Consider the following 18,108-nt stretch of genomic DNA (forward strand, 5'->3'; position numbering starts at 1 on the left):
GAAGCGGGCGTCCATGGATTTCAGTGGAGCTATCCCCTGGGGATAGCTGGTTGGCAATGATGGATCTCGGACGTGCGCGCAGACCACGCATCGAGTGATTGCCGTTGACCGGGGCTGTCCGAGCCGGCCTCGGCGAACAGCTTTCCTTGGCGCTCCTTGAAGCTATCCCCAGGGGATAGCTGTGATGCAAGGTGTAACGCCCGCATGCTGGTTCAGCACGACGCCTTCCCCAGCGCATGCCCGTCGCCATCCGCGTGAGCAGCGCTCCGTGGCGTTTGGCGGAGCTATCCCCTGGGGATAGCTCGCGCCGCAGGCGGCCACCACGCCCTGAACCGGGGGCTGGCTGGTTTCGGTTTGTTGACTGACTGCCTTCCGGTTCCTGCCCCAAGCTGGCCACTCCTTGTCCAACAGCGAGCGGTCACCATGGCAACCAACGAACCTTTGCAACTGAATCTGGGCTCCCTGCGCAGCGCGATGTCGCTGACGCTGCACACCCACCACGCTTCCCGCATCTGGCATGGTCGCGCTGCCGCCGAGGGGCGGCCGGGCATCGTCGGCCTGAACGGCTACATCGCCGTCATGAACAAGATGAAGCGCGGCTCGGAACAAGACGACCCGTATTCGGACTGGTGGATGCTGCGCATCGAGGACAAGCTCGACCAGACCAAGGCCACGCTGCAAGCGCTGCGCGAGCAGGTGGACCAGGCGCTGGCCGGCGTGCCCGCAGCGTTGAGCCTGGGCGAGAACCTCAACGTGCAACCCGTCAAGCTCCCCCTGTTCGTGAACGCCCAGCTCGGCTTCGCGGCGGTCTATCTTCTGGCCGACTACGACGACATCGCCCGCAAGCTCATCCTTGCCCACCACACTGCGCTCATCGATCGCAGCACCTTGGAGCGCTGGCTCAACGACGGCGCGCATGCGCTGCGCAGCCTGTTCAGCCTGGCGCAGCAGTACCGCTACTCGGGCTGCACGCGCGATGACTTCGCCTCCAAGAATGCCGCAGCGCGGGCCGCGCTGGAGAAGTTCGGCGAGTTGCCGCAGGACATGTACGAAGGCACGCGCCGCTCGAAGTTTGCGCCGCCCATCGTGCGCCGTGGCCTGCAGCAGCGCGGTGAGGGTTCTGCCGCAGCCGCTCCCATCAGCGACGAGGCCGCCAGCGCCGCGCCAGTCGAGGCTGCCGGAGAGGATGAGTCGGCATGAGCGATTTGAACCAACCGACCCGTTACTTCCGGGGCCTGCAACAGGGGGCCTTCATGAAGCTGGAACACTCGGCCTCTCTAAAAGGCCTTTTAAAGCCTTTTAAGGGTAAGGGGGATCTTGAGGCCTGGGCCAGCCAGTGCTTTGCCATGCGCGACGAGTTGATTGACATGGCGCAGCGACAGGTGCTGGCGCAGGCGTGTGGGCATCCCTTCCACCTGCTGCCCGTCGAACTGGCCCAGCAGACCACTGGCGCAGGGACTGTCTTTCTGCGCTGGCGCAGGCACGACAGGTCGGCCATGGGCGTGGCGCTGTGGCAGGAGCAGATCGCCAGCACCAGCACGCCAGTCAACCTGCTCGCTGATCTGCACGCGATCGAGATGCAGCGGATCACGCTGAACATGCAGATCAGCCTGCTGCACACCCTGGGCAGGCAGGCACAGGAATGCGCCAGCAAGGCGGCCGAAGCGGAAGACGCCTACCTGCGCCGGATCGCATCCATCCCCGCTGCGATGCGCGATCGGTGATTGCGCCGGGCATTCCAGCACGCGCCCGGAGCCGACGAGGCACGGGTATTTCAACCACCACGGAGATCACACCATGAGCACGCATTTTTGGGGCGAAGGCAACATCGGCTCGCCGCCCGAGTACCGCGAATTCCCCAACGGCAACGACGAACCCAGCCGCCTGCTGCGCCTGAACGTCTATTTCGACAATCCCGTGCCCAAGAAGGATGGCACCTTCGAGGATCGCGGCGGCTTCTGGGCGCCGGTGGAAATCTGGCACCACGATGCCGAACGCTGGCAGCGCCTCTACCAGAAAGGCATGCGTGTCCTGGTCATCGGCCGCATGGAGCGCGACCCCTGGACGGACAACGAAGATCAGCCGCGCGAGACCTGGCAGATCAACGCGCGCAGCGTCGGCATCCTGCCGTACCGCATCGAGTCCGTGGTCCTCAGCCCCAAGCCGCAGGAGGCAGAACCGAAGTCCCAAGCCGCCCAGGAATCAACCGCGCCGAAAGAGGCGAAGCGCAGGAAGTGACTCGGCATGGCGGGCGGCGGCAACAAATCTTCGCCGCCCTCCATGTACCCGCAAGCTATCCCCTGGGGATAGCTCCATCGACGTCTACCGACTTCCACGCGCTCCCGCAAATCGCGGCTCCCGGTCCGCACACCTGCGACCACGCGCCATCCCCGCACAAGCCATTCCATCCCGTGAAAGCGGTCGCCGCCGCATGCGGCTTGTTTGCTGCCGTCCTTGCCGGAGCTCGGCATTCTCGATGCCAGCAACTCCATGAACAACGGGAATCGGGATGGACGGACATGCGGCTGTTCTTGTGCGAGAAGCCCTCCCAGGGCAAAGACATCGGCCGGATTCTCGGCACCACGCAGCGCGGTGAAGGCTGTCTCAACGGTTCCGGCGTCACGGTCACCTGGTGCATCGGTCATCTCGTAGAAGCCGCAGCGCCCGAAGCCTACGACGAGCAGTTGAAGCGTTGGTCCATCGAGCAGTTGCCCATCATTCCTCAGCATTGGCGGGTCGAGGTCAAACCGAAAACCGCCACGCAATTCAAGGTCGTCAAGGCGCTTCTGGCGAAGGCGACCCAACTGGTCATCGCTACCGACGCCGATCGCGAGGGCGAAATGATCGCCCGCGAGATCATCGACCTGTGCGGCTACCGCGGCCCCATCGAACGCTTGTGGCTGTCGGCGCTCAACGATGCGTCCATCCGCGCGGCGCTCGCCAAGCTGCGGCCCTCGTCCGAGACGCTGCCGATGTATTACTCGGCGCTGGCGCGTTCGCGCGCCGATTGGCTTGTGGGCATGAACCTCAGCCGGTTGTTCACGTTGCTGGGGCGGAAGGCGGGCTATGACGGCGTGCTGTCCGTTGGGCGCGTCCAGACGCCGACGCTCAAACTGGTCGTGGACCGCGACCGCGAGATCGCGGCTTTCGTGTCCGTGCCGTACTGGGCCATCGACGTGTCCCTGTCTTCAGGTGGCCAGGCCTTCACCGCGCAATGGGTTGCGCCCGACACCCGCACCGACGACGCCGGCCGCTGCTTGCAGCAGCCGGTAGCACAGCAAGCCGTGCAGCAGATCCGCGCGGCGGGCAGCGCCCAGGTGGTGTCGGTTGAGATCGAGCGTGTGCGGGAAGGCCCACCGCTGCTGTTCGACCTGGGCACCTTGCAGGAGGTGTGTTCCAAGCAACTCGGGCTGGATGTGCAGGAAACACTGGAAATCGCTCAGGCCCTGTACGAGACGCACAAGGCCACGACGTACCCGCGCTCGGATTCCGGCTATCTGCCCGAAAGCATGTTCGCCGAGGTGCCCATGGTCCTGGACAGCCTGCTCAAGACCGACCCTTCGCTGCGCACGATCATGGGCCAGCTTGACCGCTCCCAGCGCTCGCGCGCCTGGAACGACGGAAAAGTGACGGCGCACCACGGCATCATCCCGACGCTCGAACCGGCGAACCTCTCTGCCATGAGTGAGAAGGAACTGGCGGTGTACCGGCTGATCCGGGCGCACTACCTGGCGCAGTTCCTCCCTCACCACGAGTTCGACCGCACCGTGGCGGATCTCGCCTGCGGCCAGCAGAAGCTGGTGGCCACCGGAAAGCAGGTAGTCGTCAAGGGCTGGCGTCTGGTGCTGGCCGAGCCAGAACGCGAAGGTGGTGCCGACGAGGACGGCGACTTCGCGGCGCGCAGCCAGGTGCTGCCCGCGCTGCGCGAGGGCCTGGCATGCCAGGTGGCCGAGGCCGAACTCAAGGCGCTCAAGACGATGCCACCCAAGCCCTATACCCAGGGCGAACTGGTCAAGTCGATGAAGGGCGTTGCGCGCTTCGTGACCGACCCGCGCCTGAAGCAGAAGCTGAAAGACACAACGGGCATCGGCACCGAGGCAACGCGGGCCAACATCATCAGCGGGCTGATCGCCCGTGGCTACATCGTAAAGAAGGGACGCTCCATTCGCGCATCGGATGCGGCGTTCACGCTGATCGACGCCGTGCCCGCGGCGATTGCAGACCCCGGCACGACGGCAGTGTGGGAGCAGGCGCTCGACATGATCGAGGCGGGACAACTCACCCTGGACGTGTTCATCGGCAAGCAAGCCGCGTGGATTTCGCAGTTGATCGCGCAGTACGGCAGCACGTCTCTGTCCATCAAGGTTCCCCAAGGACCGGCTTGTCCGCAGTGCGGCGCACCCACGCGCCAGCGCACCGGAAAGAGCGGCCCATTCTGGTCGTGCAGCAGGTATCCAGACTGCAAAGGCACGCTGCCGGTCGAATCCGGCACGTCCAAGCGTGGGGCCTCGCGCACCGCACGCCGTAGCAGTAGCGGCCGCAAAGGCTCCTGACCGACCCCGTTTCCCCGTGAGCCGTGCCCGCCGTCGGCGGCGTGGTCCGTGTCCCGCACGCCCTGCGGGACGCCCAGCGTGCAACGCCTTCTTGATCCGTGTGCGCGTCCCGCCCAGCCGTCCCCGGCCGCGGGACCTGAAGGTAGCTTCTCCGCGAACCGCCTCCCGCGCGTTCTGCTGATCTGCATTTCTTCCGCCCCTGCGAAGGGTCCCCCGATGGCTTGCCAGGCTGCGCGAGCCACCGGGAGACCCTTCGTGGTCAACGGTATTCGGTGCCGGTGCCCGCCGGCGCAAAAACGGGCTCCCTTTGTGCGCGGATGTGCGCCAGACGATGCCGGCCCCAGCCACGACATGGGCCGGGTGTGATTGCTTGATAAGCAGACGGTTTTAGCGACGACCGGGCCTGCCAATCAGCCCACGGGTGGTTCCTCTTTCCTCCCGAGTCGAAGGCCGTTGGGCCTTCGACGCCTTTCTCCTGCCTATCAACGTCCCGGCCCGGCCATTGGCCTTGGGCCACACGAACAGGAGACCCGACATGAACCCCCATCCTTGTCCCCCAACACACGGCAGGCCGAAGCCTTCGCCAAGGGCCTGCCGCCTGCGCCGATCGATCTCGGCCAGGAGAGTGAAGCCCCTCATCTCATCGACATCACGCTCGACTTCCTGGTCGACGAACTGGCCGATGCCCTGCACGCGGATCGCAAGGTGCGAGCCGCGTTCAAGCGTGACATCGGTGACAAGGTGCTGTTCCTGAAGGACGGCAAGCTGAAGTTTCTCAAGGGCATCAAGCTCAAGGCCATCGCCGACCGCAAGGCGTACTTCGCTTCGCTGCGCGCCCGGCAGGCCCAGCCCATCGTCATCCTTGCCGAACTGGCACCGGACGAGGCATTCGCCCTGTGGAAGCAGCATGCCCTGGGCGACAAGCCCGACTGACCCAGCGCCACCGCACCCTCCTGACAGCCCCGCACTCGATGCGGGGCTTTTCTTTTCTCTGCGCCCATCAATCGGGGCTGGGCCGGATGCCGTTTTCCAACTGACGCAGCACGGCCCTCGCAGGAAGCTGCCCGCATGTTCGCTGATTCGTCAGCACATGCCAGCAGCCAGGGTTCCAGGCTGCCGCGGGTCTCTCCCGCGTTACCCACCAGTCCGCATCGCATCAATTCTGCGGACGAGCGTCCCCGTGACGCTGATGCTTTTTATCAACCGCGTGCGGGAGCTGCCATCCCGTGAGGGACAAGGCCCCGCTTTTCCAAGGAGCCCGTCCATGTCCCAGCAAGCCTCTTTTGGCCAATTGGCCCTGACCTACTGCGGCAAGTTCCTGTCGCTCGAAGTCTTGCAAAGCGCCGCCGGCCATTACATCGGCACGCGCGATACCGAAGGTCCTGTTTCGCGGGAATCCCGCGAGTACTTCCGCAGCTATGCCGCGGCTCAACGTGCCCTCGAAAGAGGCGGCTGGTCCCAGCTCGCCATTCCCTGATCCAACTGTGAGGAATTCACGTCATGAACCAGCAACTGCCACAGGAAGTAGTCGATCAAATCGTTCAGGAAGAACGGCATTTCAGCGCCGCGCCCCAAGCCTTCTTCGAGGCCTGGAAGCGTGGTATCGAGATCGCCGGCCCGCAATGGTTTGGCGACGGCACCCGCGAAGGACTGAACCAGGCCAAGAGCAAGTGGGATTTGCGTCCCAATCTGCTCCATGCCAATGACGCCCTCGGCGTCCTGAGCAGCGGCGAACGCATGTTCCTGTCCGCGATGTTCAGCTTCTACAACGCGCGCGAGGGCGGAGCCATGCTCAAGCGCTGCCACTTCCACGGGCTGTCGGACTTCGACGGGCTCGATCTGCAACGCCGCAGGGTCATCGCCGACCTTCTGGTGAACTACTGCGGCTGGTGAGCCGGTTCCCGGCACATCGCTGCGTTCGCGTTCATTCCACCCCATGAGGGACATGCGCCTCTGTCGAGGCCGTGTCCCTCTCGTTTTTTCCCTTGCCCAGCGCCATCCGGCCTCGGTCTTTTCCATATGGATGCCACGCCGCTTGACGTTTATTCCTTTTTCCACCCACCGGGGTTTATCCCCGGCGGGGATTGGCCTCGGTATTCTCTATAAAGGAGCAATCCCATGGCACAGTCAAACAACCCCTTCATTCGCGGTTATCGGAATCTGCGCATCATCCGCACACTGCTCATCACCTGCGAGGACGATAGTCCGCCGGTCTGGCGGCCGCTGCATTCCAGCCAGGCACATCTGCCGGACGATCAGGTGGCGCAGTTTCCCTGCCTGGTCGGCAAGGAGTTCGCACTGATCACCGAAGGTCAGGAAGTACCCGAGGAGTTGGAAGCGCAGTGCCAGGCCGACGGCATCGTGCGTTCGGTGATCCATGCCATCGAAGGTGACGACTTCGACGGACGGCCCATGCACGTGGGCGACACCTATTCGGAGGAAGCAGCCCGTGAGGTGATCCAGCGCCTGAGCTTCGAGACCGGCTTTTACAGCCGGTGCTGGGAAATCAGCAGCGCCCACATCACTGCGGAAGCCGGCCGGTATCTGGCCGATCTGGCGGACCTCGCCACGCCCGAGGCGTTCCTGTTCATCGCCTTCCGTGTTCCGTACAGCCCGGCGATCGGCGTCAAGCTGATCTCCACGCCGTGGACGGACGAGAACCTGGGACAGGCTGCAGGCATCACTGCCGAGCAGCTTCGACAGGAGCACCGGACCAAAGGCATGCCGGACGACCTGGCGCAGATCCTTGAACTGGCCGGTCAGGCCGATGTGCGCATCCTCATCCTCGACGCCGACGCGCTGGTGTTGCCGGGACTCTCGCTGAACGAGTCCTAGTGTAGTGTTGCATTCTGTTTGGAACTTAATCGGCTATTGGCGCGGATGACCTTTTGCAGGATGTCGCGAGCGTTCTTGGTCCAGATGAACGGCTTGGGGTTGGTGTTGTGATGCGCGATGTACTCATCGATGGCCGAGACGAGTTCGGGCACGCTGGTGAACACCCCGCGGCGTAGCCGGTTCTCGGAGATGTCGCGAAAGAAGCGCTCGACCATGTTCAGCCACGATGCCGAGGTCGGCGTGAAGTGCATGTTGAATCTGGGGTGCTTGGCCAGCCACTCCTGCACAGCTGGATGCTTGTGCGTGGCGTAGTTGTCGGCGATCAGATGCAGCGTCTTGTCCTTGGGCGTCTCCCGATTGATTTGACGCAGGAACTTCAGCCACTCGATGTGGGTGTGGCGCTGCTGGCACTGGCCGATGACCTGACCGTTGAGCACGTTGAGCGCAGCGAACAAGGTGGTTGTGCCGTTGCGCTTGTAGTCGTGCGTCATGGTGGCCGCGCGCCCCTTCTTGAGCGGCAGCCCGGGCTGCGTTCGGTCCAGCGCCTGCACCTGGCTCTTTTCGTCGCAGCACAGCACCAGCGCATGCTCGGGCGGCGACATGTAAAGCCCCACGATGTCTTCGAGCTTTTGCACGAACTGCGGATCGCGCGAGACCTTGAAGCCGCGCACGATGTGAGGCTTGAGACCGTGGGCCTGCCAATGGCGCATCACGGTGCTGGCGCTGACGCCCAACTCAGCGGCCATCGTGCGCGTGCTCCAGTGCGTGGCCGCCTCGGGCTTGGTCTGTGTGGTTAGCTTCACAAGCTTGGCCACATCCACCTTCACCGGCGGTGCGCCGCGCGGCAAGTCGCGCTCGATACCTTGCAGCCCCAATTGCAGGTAGCGTTCACGCCAGCGCGCCACCTGCACGCGCCCAATGCCAAGCTGCTCGGCAATATCCTTGTTTTGCAGCCCCTGCGCGGCCAGCAGCACGATCTGGGCGCGCTGGGCCAATCTGACGCTGGTGCGCTTGGAGCGCGCCAGCCGGCTCAGCTCGCTTTCCTCTTCATCCGTCAACACAATCGTCGGGGCAACTCGCAATTTTTCACTCCAATGCAAACCGTAGTAGAGCATTGGAGCGTGGTTGCTCAATTAAGTTTCATTAAGAATCAAACACTACACTAGGGCGCCCCAATTCAGTTTCTGTGCTCGATGTGAAAGAGGATCAGGTCGTGAAAACCGTTCCGGTGGGTAAGACGCCCAACGGCATCAGCGTTACGCCTTGACGGTTTAGCCGTCGCGTGCAGCCGCCGGGCAAGCATACAAAAAGTAGAACAAGCCAGATTCGTCCAATAAAAACAGCCTCGACCTTGCCATGCTGAACAGGTCAAGGGTCGAGCCAAACTCCACAAGGACATTGACATGAGCAATCACATACATCAGCACGGCAAGGGAGATTCGGCTGCCTTGAGTGGTGCTCCAGCAACAGATGCTCTCCGTGCAGCCAATGACACGGCCTCTGAGGCAGCGCATTCCGACATGTTCTATGTCTGCCCCATGCATTCAGAAGTGCGGCAGAAGCAACCGGGTCGCTGCCCCAAGTGCCAGATGCATCTGGTGCCCGAGGGCGAAGCGGCACATGGCCGCCATCACCACGGCCATGCCGCTGGCGAACAGACCCCGGCAGCTTCTGCAGCGGCGCCCATGGAGGTCCCGGCGGGGACCATCTACACCTGCCCCATGCACCCGGAAGTGCAGCAGGATCATCCCGGCAATTGCCCGAAATGCGGCATGTCGCTCGAACCGGTGATTCCGCTGGATGAGGAGGACAACAGCGAACTGATCGATTTTCAGCGCCGCTTCTGGTGGACCCTGCCGCTGACCGTGGTGGTCACCATCCTGGCGATGTTCGGCCACCGCCTCGGCTGGTTCGACATGAAGACCCAGACCTGGGTCGAGCTGGTGCTGTCGCTTCCGGTGGTGTTGTGGACGGGGTGGCCATTTTTCGTCCGCTGCTGGCAGTCCATCGTCAACCGCAGCCCCAATATGTGGACGCTGATCGGCCTGGGCACCGGCGCCGCCTTTGTCTACAGCGTGGTCGCCACCCTCGCGCCCGGCGTGTTTCCAGACTCGTTCATCGCCCACGGCCGCGTCGCCGTCTATTTCGAGGCGGCGGTCGTCATCATCTCGCTGACCATGCTGGGTCAGATCATCGAATTGAAGGCGCGCTCGCAGACTTCGGCGGCCATCAAAGCTCTGCTGGGCCTGGCCCCCAAGACGGCGCGCCGCATCAATGCCGACGGCAGCGAGGAGGACGTGCCTTTGAACCATGTTCACGTCGGCGACCTGCTGCGCGTGCGGCCCGGCGAGAAAGTGCCCGTCGATGGCGTGGTGACCGAGGGCAGCAGTGCCGTCGATGAATCCATGCTCACCGGCGAGCCCGTGCCGGTGACCAAGCGCGCCGGCGACGGCCTGATTGGCGCCACGATGAACACCAGCGGCGCGCTGGTCATGCGCGCAGACAAGGTCGGCGCCGCCACCATGCTGTCGCAGATCGTGCAGATGGTGGCCAATGCCCAGCGCTCCAAGGCGCCGATGCAGCGCATGGCCGACGTGGTGGCCGGCAAGTTTGTGGTCGTGGTGGTGCTGATCGCAATCGCGACCTTCTTCGTTTGGGGATTCTTCGGCCCCGAGCCGAGCTGGGTGTTTGGCCTGATCAACGCCGTGGCGGTGCTGATCATCGCCTGCCCGTGCGCGCTAGGCCTGGCCACCCCGATGTCCGTGATGGTCGCCACCGGCCGTGCGGCCACACAGGGGATTCTGTTCCGCGACGCTGGCGCCATTGAAAAAATGCGCGAGGTGGATACGCTGATCGTCGACAAGACCGGCACCCTGACCGAAGGCAAGCCGGCCTTCGACACCGCCGTCGCCGCCCCCGGCTACACGCCGGACGAGGTGCTGCGCCTGGCCGCCAGTCTGGATCAGGGCAGCGAGCACCCGCTGGCGGATGCCATCGTCCGCGCCGCTCGGGACAAGGGGCTGAACCTGACCAAGGCCGACGATTTCGAGTCCGGCAGCGGCATCGGCGTGCGCGGCGCTGTCGACGGCCGGCGCTTGGCGCTGGGCAACACCACGCTCATGGAGCAGGAAGGCATCAAAGTGGACGCCCTGAAAACCGATGCTGAGCGCCTGCGCGGCGAAGGCGCCAGCGTCATGCACCTGGCCGTCGATGGCCAGCTGGCCGGCCTGCTGGCCGTGACCGACCCCATCAAATCCAGCACGCCCGAGGCCATCCACACCCTGCACGCCAGCGGCCTGCGCATCGTCATGGCCACGGGCGACGGCCTCACCACAGCCAGGGCCGTGGCCACCCGGCTGGGCATCGACGAGGTGCACGGCGAGGTCAAGCCCGCCGACAAGCTGGCCCTGGTCGAGAAATTGCAGCGCGAGGGCCATGTGGTCGCGATGGCCGGCGACGGCATCAACGATGCGCCGGCGCTGGCACGGGCCGACGTGGGCGTGGCCATGGGAACGGGCACCGACGTGGCGATGAATAGCGGCCAGGTCACCTTGGTTAAAGGCGACCTGCGCGGCATCGCGGCGGCGCGCGAGATATCCATCGACACGGTGCGCAACATGCGCCAGAACCTGTTGTTCGCCTTCATCTACAACGGTATCGGCGTGCCCATCGCCGCCGGCGTGCTTTATCCCATCACGGGCTGGTTGCTGTCTCCATTGATTGCAGCGCTGGCCATGAGCCTGAGCTCGGCCTCTGTCATCTTCAACGCGCTGCGGCTGCGGCGCGCACGAGGCTAACCCGCATCGAGACAATCAAAGAAAGGATATCGATCATGATGAACGGAATGTATATGAACGACATGGTGTGGTGGTTTGGCGCCCACTGGCTGATGATGCTGCTGGGTGCGGTGGTGATCGTGCTGCCGTTTTGGAAGATCTTTGCCAAGGCGGGCTTTTCCGGCTGGCTGGGCCTGCTGATGATCGTCCCCATGGTCAACCTGATCGCACTGTACGTGCTTGCGTTCTCGGAGTGGCCGAGATCGAAACGCGCCGACAAGTTGGATTCCGGTGAAATGAATCCAGGGTCTCGGTGACCTCGCATGCGCGGTGACTGGGCTGTCACGCGGGTAGATGAGCCATGGTGGCACTTCTTTCCTGGGACGGCTCTCTGATCCGCGGCAAGTTGTCACACATCCAGCACAGCGAACATCCCACCATGGTTTCCATCCGACGCATCGTCACACAATGGGGCCGCCGAATCGTCGGCGGCCTCATCGTGACCTTGCTGTTCTCGCAGATGGCGCTGGCGATGTATGCCTGCCCCAGGCTGGATGCGGATACGCACGCGGCATCGATGCAGATGGCGGGTATGGCCATGGACGAAGCCACCGGCATGTCCGCGATGCCGGACTGCCATGCCATGCCCGGGACGATGGACGACGAGTCTCCGCAGTTGTGCCGCGCCCATTGCGGCGGTGATGGCAAGCCCGCGCCGTCTCCGCAAGGGCTGGACGTTCCATCCATTGCGGCGGCCCATACGGTCTGGATAGCCTACCTGCTTCCCGTGGTGCCCGACCCGCAATCATCGACCGGCGCCAGGTTTGACCCAGCGTGGCTCGACCACCGAACGGGCTCTCTCCCCCTCTATCTCACTTTCCAGGTCCTGCGCAATTGACACACCAGGTCGTGCCCGCCGTGCATTGGCACGGCAGAACACGTGACTTCGTGGCTATCAATTTCGAGGACCATCATGCTTGTTTCTTCCTCCGGCGCTCCCGGCGAGCGTTGCGCCGCGCCTGGCCGTGGCGTCATGTGTGCGATCTCGTGCCGCACACCGATACATCGGCTGAGCATCGTGAGCATCGCCCTGGCTGGCAGCATGCTCGCTTCCAGCGGGGCCTACGCGCTCAGCTTTGCCGAAGCGCGGGAAATCGCTGAACAGCAAAGCCCGCGCGTTTCCGCGCAGCGATTGCAGATCGATGCGGTCGAGTCCGCGCAGAAGGCCGCCGGCACGCTGCCCGACCCCAAGCTTTCCGTTGGCCTCGAAAACTTCCCCATCAGCGGCATGGACCGCTGGAGCCTGACGCGCGAGCCCATGACCATGCAGCGCCTCGCCCTCATGCAGGAGGTGCCGAACCAGGCCAAGCGCGATGCCAAGGTTGCCAGCGCCCAGGCGCGCGTGGAACGCGAACGCGCGGCGCTGGTTTTGCAGCGCCTGCAGATACGGCAGGAGCTCGGCCTGGCCTGGATTGCCGCGCAGGCCGTGGAACAGCGCGATCAACTGCTCGCCGAACTGCTGGCCGAGAACCAGCGCCTGCAAGACAGCCTGCCCGCGCGGGTGGCTGGCGGGTCGGCCCAGGCGGGCGACCTGCTGGCCGCACAGCAGGAGGCGCTGGCGCTGTCGGACCGGCGCGACGACCTGCAGCGCGACCGGGCCAAGGCACGTGCCATGTTGCGGCGGTGGGTGGGGCCACGCGCCGACGAGGCGCTGCAGGGCGACACCGGCGCCTTGGTGCGGCCCGTGGCACAACTGCGCACCGAGCTCTCCAGCCACGCCGAGCTGGCGCTGTACCCGGCCATGCAAAGCATCGCACGGGCAGAGTCCCACGAGGCGCAGTCGGAATCGCGTGGCGACTGGTCCTGGGAGCTCGCCTACAGCCGGCGCGATCGACGATGGGGCGACATGGTGTCGTTCCAGGTGACGTTCGATCTGCCATGGCAAAAGGATAGACGCCAGACCCCGATGATCCAGGCCAAGCAGCGCGAGCTGGAGCGCCTGGAAGCTGAGCAGGAAGACGTGTCCCGGCGGCATTTGCAGGAGCTTGACGACAGCGCGGCCGAACTGCAGGCCCTGGACAGCCAGATCGAGCGCCTCAAGTCCACCGGGCTGCAGTTGGCGCAGGGGCGAGCGGAGCTTGCTCTGAGCAACTACCGGGCCGCCAAGGGCGACCTGAGCGCCGTGCTCGGCGCACGCGCCCAGGTGCTGGAGACGCGCCTGCGCCTGATCGACCTGCAAGCCCAGCGCGATGGCGTGACCGCGCGCCTGAACAGCCTGATCGCCGATTGAACGGAGCCCACGAACATGAACAATTCTTTGAAGAAATCCCTCGCGGGCCTGACGCTGATCGCCATGGGCGTGGCTGCGGGCTGGGGCCTGGCCCAATGGCGCGCCAGCAGCACGCACGCCGTCGACAGCGCGGCACCCCATGCCGCCGCGGCGGCCGAGCGCAAGGTGCTGTACTGGTACGACCCCATGTCGCCGACGCAGAAGTTCGACAAGCCTGGCAAGTCCCCCTTTATGGACATGGATCTGGTGCCCAAGTACGCGGACGAGGACGCCCAGGGCAGCACAGGCATCAGCATTTCCGCCCAGACCGTGCAGGCGCTGGGCCTGCGCACGGCCGTGGTGGTGCAACGGGCCATCGGCTCCGACGTGGACGTCGTGGGCAACGTCCTGCTTAATGACCGGGATGTGAGCATTGTGCAGGTGCGCTCAGCGGGCTTCGTGGAGCGGGTCTATGCGCGCGCGCCGGGCGACGTGATCGGTGCCGGCGCGCCGCTGGCGGACCTGCTGCTGCCCGAATGGGTGGCGGCGCAGCGCGAGTTCCTGGCGGTGCGTGCGCTCAAGGACGAGTCGCTGACGACGGCCGCCCGGCAAAGGCTGCTGCTGCTGGGCATGCCGCAGGCCCTGGTGGCCCAGGTGGAGCGCACGGGCGAGCCCAGGGGCATCTACACCGTAAGCGCGCCCCAGGGCGGCCTGGTGGCCGAACTCATGGTGCGCCAGGGCATGACCGTTTCCGCTGGCGCCAGCCTGGCGCGCGTGAATGGCCTGGCCACCGTCTGGATCGAGGCCGCCGTACCCGAGGCGCAAAGCGGCCCGCTGCAACCGGGCCATGAGGCCCAGGTGCGCCTGGCGGCGTTTCCCGGCGAAGTCCTGAAGGCGCGCATCGTGAGCATCCTGCCGCAGGCCAACAGCGACACCCGCACGGTGCGCGTGCGGCTGGAGCTGGCCAATCCCGGCCAGCGCCTGAAGGCCGGCATGTCCGGCCAGATCACGCTCAAGGGCCGCGAGCAGCCCGCCCTGCTGGTGCCCAGCGAGGCCGTCATCCGTACCGGTAAGCGCGCCCTGGCATATGTGGTCGATGGCCCCGGCAGGTTCCATCCCGTGGACGTGCAGTTGGGTGCAGAGATCGGTGACCAACTCGTGGTGCAAAGCGGGCTGGAGGCGGGGCAGCAAGTGGTAGCCTCGGCGCAGTTCCTGATCGACTCGGAGGCCAGCCTGCGCGGGGTGTTGCCCGCACAATCCGGTGCCTCCACACCGGCGCAGGGGCACGGCGAGCATGGCGCCTCCGCCCCCTCGGCCGGCGCTGCCAACGCCTTCACGGTCCGCGGCGTGATCGAGGAGGTTTCTCCTACCGAGCTGACGCTGGCCCACGACGCCGTGCCGGCCCTCAAGTGGCCCGCCATGACCATGGGCTTCAAGCTGGCCGATCCCCGCCTCGCCGCGGGCCTGGCACCGAAGCAACAAGTGCGCTTCACATTCTCCAAGCAGGGCGAGGACTACGTGATCACCGCAATCGAAAGGGCCAAGCCATGATTGCCAAGTTGATCCGCTGGTCGGTGGCGAACCGCTTTCTGGTGCTGCTGGCCACGGCCATGCTCACGGCGTGGGGGGTGTGGGGTGTACGCAGCACGCCCGTGGATGCCTTGCCGGACCTGTCCGACGTGCAGGTCATCATCCGCACCAGCTACCCCGGCCAGGCACCGCAGATTGTCGAAAACCAGGTGACCTATCCATTGGCCACCACCATGCTGTCGGTGCCGGGCGCCAAGACGGTGCGTGCTTTCTCGTTCTTCGGGGACTCGTTCGTCTATGTGCTGTTCGAGGATGGCACCGATCTGTACTGGGCGCGCTCGCGTGTGCTGGAGTACCTGAACCAGGTCCAGGGCCGCCTGCCGGCCACGGCCAAGCCGGCCCTCGGGCCCGATGCCACGGGGGTGGGCTGGATCTTCCAGTACGCGCTAGTGGACCGCACGGGCAAGAACGACCTGGCGCAGCTGCGCGCGCTGCAGGACTGGTTCCTGAAGTTCGAGCTCAAGAGCCTGCCCAATGTTGCGGAGGTGGCCTCGGTGGGCGGCATGGTCAAGCAGTACCAGGTCGTGCTCGATCCGATCAAGCTGGCATCCCATGGGCTCAGCCAGGAGCAGGTGCGCGCGGCGCTGGTGGCCGCCAATCAGGAAACCGGCGGCTCAGTGCTGGAGCTGTCGGGGGCCGAATACATGGTGCGCGCCAGCGGCTACCTGAAAAGCCTGGACGATTTCCGCGCCGTGCCGCTGGTGGCGCGCGGCGGCGTGCCGGTGCGCCTGGGCGACGTGGCCACGCTGCAGATCGGACCGGAGATGCGGCGCGGCATCGCCGAACTCGATGGCGAGGGCGAGGTCGCCGGCGGCGTGGTCATCCTGCGTTCGGGCAAGAATGCCCAGGAGACGATTGCCGCCGTCAAGGCCAAGCTGAGTGAGCTGCAGGCCAGCCTGCCCCAGGGGGTCGAGATCGTCACCACCTACGACCGCAGCGCACTGATCGAGCGCGCCATCCGCAACCTCACGACCAAGCTGGGCGAGGAGTTCCTGGTCGTGGCTCTGGTCTGCGTGCTGTTCCTGTGGCATCTGCGCTCCGCGCTGGTGGCCATCATTTCCCTGCCGCTGGGGGTGATGACGGCGTTCCTCGTCATGCGCTACCAGGGGATCAATGCCAACATCATGTCGCTGGGCGGCATTGCCATCGCCGTGGGCGCGATGGTGGATGCGGCCGTGGTGATGATAGAGAACGCGCACAAGAAACTTGAGGCCTGGCAGCACGCGCATCCGGACCAGCGGCTGCAAGGCAAGGAGCGCTGGGAGGTGATCACGCGGGCCGCAGAGGAAGTCGGGCCGGCGCTGTTCTTCTCGCTGCTGATCATCACGCTGTCGTTCATTCCCGTCTTTACCCTCGAAGCCCAGGAGGGACGCATGTTCGGGCCGCTGGCGTTCACCAAGACCTACGCCATGGCGGCGGCGGCCGGCCTGTCCGTGACGCTGATCCCGGTGCTCATGGGCTACTGGATTCGCGGCCGCATTCCCGACGAGCAGAAGAACCCCATCACCCGCATGCTGATCGCAGTCTACCGGCCCAGCTTGGAATGGGTGCTGCGCCGGCCCAAGGCGACCTTGTTGATCGCGGTGCTGGCGCTGGCGACCACGGCCTGGCCGCTGGCCCGGCTTGGCGGTGAATTCCTGCCCCGGCTGGATGAGGGGGATTTGCTTTATATGCCCTCGGCCCTGCCGGGGCTGTCGGCGCAACGCGCCACGGAGCTGCTGCAGATCAGCAACCGCATGATCAAGACGGTGCCCGAGGTCGAACGCGTGTTCGGCAAGGCCGGACGCGCGGAAACCGCCACCGACCCCGCGCCGCTGGAAATGTTCGAGACCACGGTGAAACTCAAGCCCAGGGAGCAATGGCGTGCCGGCATGACGCCCGAGAAGCTCGTCGAGGAATTGGATCGGGCCGTGAAGATCCCCGGACTGTCCAACATCTGGATTCCGCCCATCCGCAACCGCATCGACATGCTGGCCACTGGCATCAAGAGTCCGATCGGGGTCAAGGTGACGGGCAACGACCTGCACGTGATCGACCGCATCGCGGCAGAGGTGGAGCAGGTCGCCAAGGGCATTCCAGGCGTGTCGTCATCGTTGGCGGAACGGCTGACCGGCGGCCGCTATGTGGATGTGCAGATCGACCGCGTGGCGGCGGGACGCTATGGGCTGAACGTGGCCGATGTCCAGGCTGTTGTCGCCGGCGCCATCGGCGGTGAAAACGTGTCGGAAACGGTCGAAGGGCTGGCGCGCTTCCCAATCAATCTGCGATATGCGCGTGAATGGAGGGATTCACCGCAAAGGCTGAAGCAACTGCCTATTTTCACTCCCATGGGGCAGCAGATCACGCTGGGCACGGTGGCACGCATCGCCATCACCGATGGGCCGCCCATGCTCAAGAGCGAGAACGCCCGGCCGTCCGGCTGGGTATATGTCGATGTGCGTGGGCGCGATCTCGCTTCGGTAGCCAACGAGTTGCGCGATGCGGTCGGCCGTCAGGTGAAGCTGGAGCCGGGGGTGAGCATTGCCTACTCAGGGCAGTTCGAGTACATGGAGAGGGCCAATGCGCGGCTGAAGGTCGTGGTGCCGGCCACCTTGTTGATCATCTTCGTCTTGCTGTACCTGACCTTTGGGCGCGTCGACGAGGCAGGCCTGATCATGGCCACCTTGCCGTTCGCCCTCACGGGCGGTATCTGGTTCCTGTATTTGATGAACTACAACCTCTCCATCGCGACGGGGGTGGGCTTCATCGCCCTGGCGGGCGTTGCGGCTGAGTTCGGCGTGGTCATGCTCATCTACCTGAAGCAGGCCCTGGGTGAGCGCTGCCCAGACGGACGCAGGCCGACGCGCGAAGAACTGCTGGATGCGATCCGGGAAGGCGCCGTGCTGCGCGTGCGACCCAAGGCCATGACGGTAGCGGTCATCTTGGCCGGCTTGGTGCCCATCGTCTGGAGCAGTGGCACGGGTTCGGAGGTCATGAGCCGCATCGCGGCGCCGATGCTCGGGGGCATGGTGACAGCGCCACTACTGTCGCTGTTCGTGATTCCCGCTGCTTATGTGTTGATGCGCAGGCCGCGCTAACTTGACCA

General features: G+C 65.0%; 15 protein-coding genes and 1 pseudogene. 15 read left to right on the top strand and 1 reads right to left on the bottom strand.

The genetic code is table 11. The features are described 5' to 3' along the window. The first annotated feature begins 423 nt into the window (after positions 1–423). From HND92_RS09800 to HND92_RS09835, 8 genes and pseudogenes are all read left to right on the top strand, one after another. Positions 424–1,200, top strand: coding sequence for a PFL_4669 family integrating conjugative element protein (locus HND92_RS09800; protein WP_172206861.1), 777 nt, complete (start codon positions 424–426; stop codon positions 1,198–1,200). Beyond that, positions 1,197–1,724, top strand: a complete 528-nt coding sequence (locus HND92_RS09805) for a DUF3158 family protein (RefSeq protein WP_172206862.1) — start codon at positions 1,197–1,199, stop codon at positions 1,722–1,724. Before HND92_RS09800 ends, HND92_RS09805 begins: the two co-directional genes overlap by 4 nt. Positions 1,725–1,797: 73 nt before the next feature. Beyond that, positions 1,798–2,238 (top strand): single-stranded DNA-binding protein, encoded by a 441-nt coding sequence (locus tag HND92_RS09810; RefSeq protein WP_172206863.1) that lies wholly within the window; start codon positions 1,798–1,800, stop codon positions 2,236–2,238. A 281-nt stretch (positions 2,239–2,519) separates the two neighbouring features. After that, positions 2,520–4,553 carry a DNA topoisomerase III gene (locus HND92_RS09815; protein WP_172209239.1) on the top strand — a complete coding sequence of 678 codons (2,034 nt, stop codon included), beginning with the start codon at positions 2,520–2,522 and terminating at the stop codon, positions 4,551–4,553. 567 nt (positions 4,554–5,120) lie between these two features. Further along, positions 5,121–5,486, top strand: a pseudogene (locus HND92_RS09820) (hypothetical protein); the annotation flags it as partial. A 331-nt stretch (positions 5,487–5,817) separates the two neighbouring features. Further along, positions 5,818–6,030: a hypothetical protein gene (locus tag HND92_RS09825; RefSeq protein WP_172206864.1), complete on the top strand. Its 213-nt coding sequence runs from the start codon at positions 5,818–5,820 to the stop codon at positions 6,028–6,030. Positions 6,031–6,053: 23 nt separating this feature from the next. Continuing rightward, positions 6,054–6,446: a hypothetical protein gene (locus tag HND92_RS09830; protein ID WP_172206865.1), complete on the top strand. Its 393-nt coding sequence runs from the start codon at positions 6,054–6,056 to the stop codon at positions 6,444–6,446. Between the two features lie 225 nt (positions 6,447–6,671). After that, the gene (locus tag HND92_RS09835) at positions 6,672–7,388 is read left to right on the top strand and encodes an ABC transporter substrate-binding protein (protein ID WP_172206866.1); all 717 of its coding nucleotides are present in this window, start codon (positions 6,672–6,674) and stop codon (positions 7,386–7,388) included. On the opposite strand, the gene HND92_RS09840 is transcribed toward HND92_RS09835, so the two are convergent. Further along, positions 7,385–8,503 (bottom strand): IS630 family transposase, encoded by a 1,119-nt coding sequence (locus tag HND92_RS09840; RefSeq protein ID WP_231403305.1) that lies wholly within the window; start codon positions 8,501–8,503, stop codon positions 7,385–7,387. The genes HND92_RS09835 and HND92_RS09840 overlap by 4 nt on opposite strands. 71 nt (positions 8,504–8,574) lie before the next feature. Here HND92_RS09840 and HND92_RS19330 point away from each other — a divergent pair, with 71 nt between their 5' ends. From HND92_RS19330 to HND92_RS09875, 7 genes are all read left to right on the top strand, one after another. Continuing rightward, positions 8,575–8,655, top strand: a complete 81-nt coding sequence (locus tag HND92_RS19330; protein ID WP_256376609.1) for a hypothetical protein — start codon at positions 8,575–8,577, stop codon at positions 8,653–8,655. Positions 8,656–8,791: 136 nt separating this feature from the next. Then, on the top strand, positions 8,792–11,185 hold the full coding sequence (locus tag HND92_RS09850) for a copper-translocating P-type ATPase (protein ID WP_172206867.1): 2,394 nt from the start codon (positions 8,792–8,794) through the stop codon (positions 11,183–11,185). Between the two features lie 35 nt (positions 11,186–11,220). Next, a complete protein-coding gene (locus HND92_RS09855; RefSeq protein WP_236598191.1) occupies positions 11,221–11,481 on the top strand; it encodes a hypothetical protein in 261 nt (86 codons plus the stop codon). A gap of 44 nt (positions 11,482–11,525) precedes the next feature. Next, the gene (locus HND92_RS09860; protein ID WP_236598192.1) at positions 11,526–12,062 is read left to right on the top strand and encodes a hypothetical protein; all 537 of its coding nucleotides are present in this window, start codon (positions 11,526–11,528) and stop codon (positions 12,060–12,062) included. Between the two features lie 75 nt (positions 12,063–12,137). Next, positions 12,138–13,454 carry a TolC family protein gene (locus HND92_RS09865; protein ID WP_330847376.1) on the top strand — a complete coding sequence of 439 codons (1,317 nt, stop codon included), beginning with the start codon at positions 12,138–12,140 and terminating at the stop codon, positions 13,452–13,454. Between the two features lie 15 nt (positions 13,455–13,469). Beyond that, a complete protein-coding gene (locus HND92_RS09870) occupies positions 13,470–14,984 on the top strand; it encodes an efflux RND transporter periplasmic adaptor subunit (protein ID WP_172206868.1) in 1,515 nt (504 codons plus the stop codon). Beyond that, on the top strand, positions 14,981–18,100 hold the full coding sequence (locus HND92_RS09875) for an efflux RND transporter permease subunit (protein ID WP_172206869.1): 3,120 nt from the start codon (positions 14,981–14,983) through the stop codon (positions 18,098–18,100). Before HND92_RS09870 ends, HND92_RS09875 begins: the two co-directional genes overlap by 4 nt. Positions 18,101–18,108 lie beyond the last annotated feature (8 nt).

This window comes from Diaphorobacter sp. JS3050 (assembly GCF_013154915.1).
GTDB classification, from domain to species: domain Bacteria; phylum Pseudomonadota; class Gammaproteobacteria; order Burkholderiales; family Burkholderiaceae_C; genus Diaphorobacter; species Diaphorobacter nitroreducens.